Below are 1493 nucleotides of genomic sequence, written 5' to 3' on the forward strand. Positions count from 1 at the left end.
ATTGCTTGTCCCCCAACCCTAATTCAATATAAGTATTTTTCAATTCTTTTGAATCATCATATTTTTCAGGAGCTATATTGGTAGTGTAAAATAAGTTGTGTAAACACAAAAAGGAATAAATCCGTTATAGTAGAGTTGCGAAACATTACTAGAAAGAGATTTATTCCTATGACTCAGTTTACCACAGAACTACTTAACTTCCTAGCCCAAAAGCAAGATATTGATGAATTTTTCCGTACTTCTCTTGAAACTGCTATGAATGATCTGCTTCAAGCAGAGTTATCAGCCTTTTTAGGGTATGAACCTTACGATAAAGTAGGCTATAATTCTGGGAATAGTCGTAACGGAAGCTATTCACGGCAATTTGAAACCAAATATGGGACTGTTCAGTTGAGCATTCCTAGAGATCGTAATGGGAACTTTAGTCCAGCTTTGCTTCCCGCTTATGGACGTCGAGATGACCACTTGGAAGAGATGGTTATCAAACTCTATCAAACCGGTGTAACGACTCGAGAAATTAGTGATATCATCGAGCGAATGTATGGTCATCACTATAGTCCTGCCACAATTTCTAATATCTCAAAAGCAACTCAGGAGAATGTCGCTACTTTTCATGAGCGAAGCTTAGAAGCCAATTACTCTGTTTTATTTCTTGACGGAACCTATCTTCCATTAAGACGTGGAACCGTTAGTAAAGAATGTATTCATATCGCACTTGGCATTACACCAGAAGGACAGAAGGCTGTTCTTGGATATGAAATCGCCCCAAATGAAAACAATGCTTCTTGGTCCACCCTGTTAGACAAGCTTCAAAACCAAGGAATCCAACAGGTTTTCTTGTAGTGACCGATGGCTTCAAGGGGCTTGAACAGATTATCAGTCAGGCTTACCCATTAGCTAAACAACAACGTTGCTTAATTCATATTAGTCGAAATCTAGCTAGTAAAGTGAAACGAGCAGATAGAGCGGTTATTCTGGAGCAATTTAAAACGATTTATCGTGCTGAAAATTTAGAAATGGCAGTGCAAGCTTTAGAGAACTTTATCGCCGAATGGAAACCAAAGTATAGGAAAGTCATGGAAAGTCTGGAGAATACGGATAATCTTTTAACTTTTTATCAGTTTACCTACCAGATTTGGCACAGCATTTATTCGACAAACCTCATTGAGTCTCTTAACAAAGAAATCAAACGTCAAACGAAAAAGAAGGTTCTTTTTCCTAACGAGGAGGCTCTGGAACGTTACTTAGTTACTTTGTTTGAAGATTATAATTTCAAGCAAAGTCAACGCATCCATAAAGGGTTTGGCCAATGTGCTGACACACTTGAAAGCTTATTTGATTAATATTCTTCAACTCTACTTGAGTGTTTACACATAATTATTGACAGTATCAATATAAAACTACTCAGTAATTTTGTTACATAATAAAAAAAGTTACTGAGTATTAATGTTATCAGTAACTTAGGTATAAACCTGATGAGCGAGACATTGAAG

Annotated in this window: 1 pseudogene; it reads left to right on the forward strand. The window is 36.8% G+C overall.

Annotation, left to right across the window (positions count from 1 at the left end):
• The first annotated feature begins 168 nt into the window (after positions 1 to 168).
• Positions 169 to 1343 (forward strand): annotated as a pseudogene (locus BAZO_RS11340) (IS256-like element IS905 family transposase).
• The last annotated feature ends 150 nt before the right edge of the window (positions 1344 to 1493 follow it).

Origin of the sequence: Schinkia azotoformans LMG 9581 (genome assembly GCF_000307855.1) — a bacterium.
GTDB lineage: Bacteria > Bacillota > Bacilli > Bacillales > Bacillaceae_J > Schinkia > Schinkia azotoformans.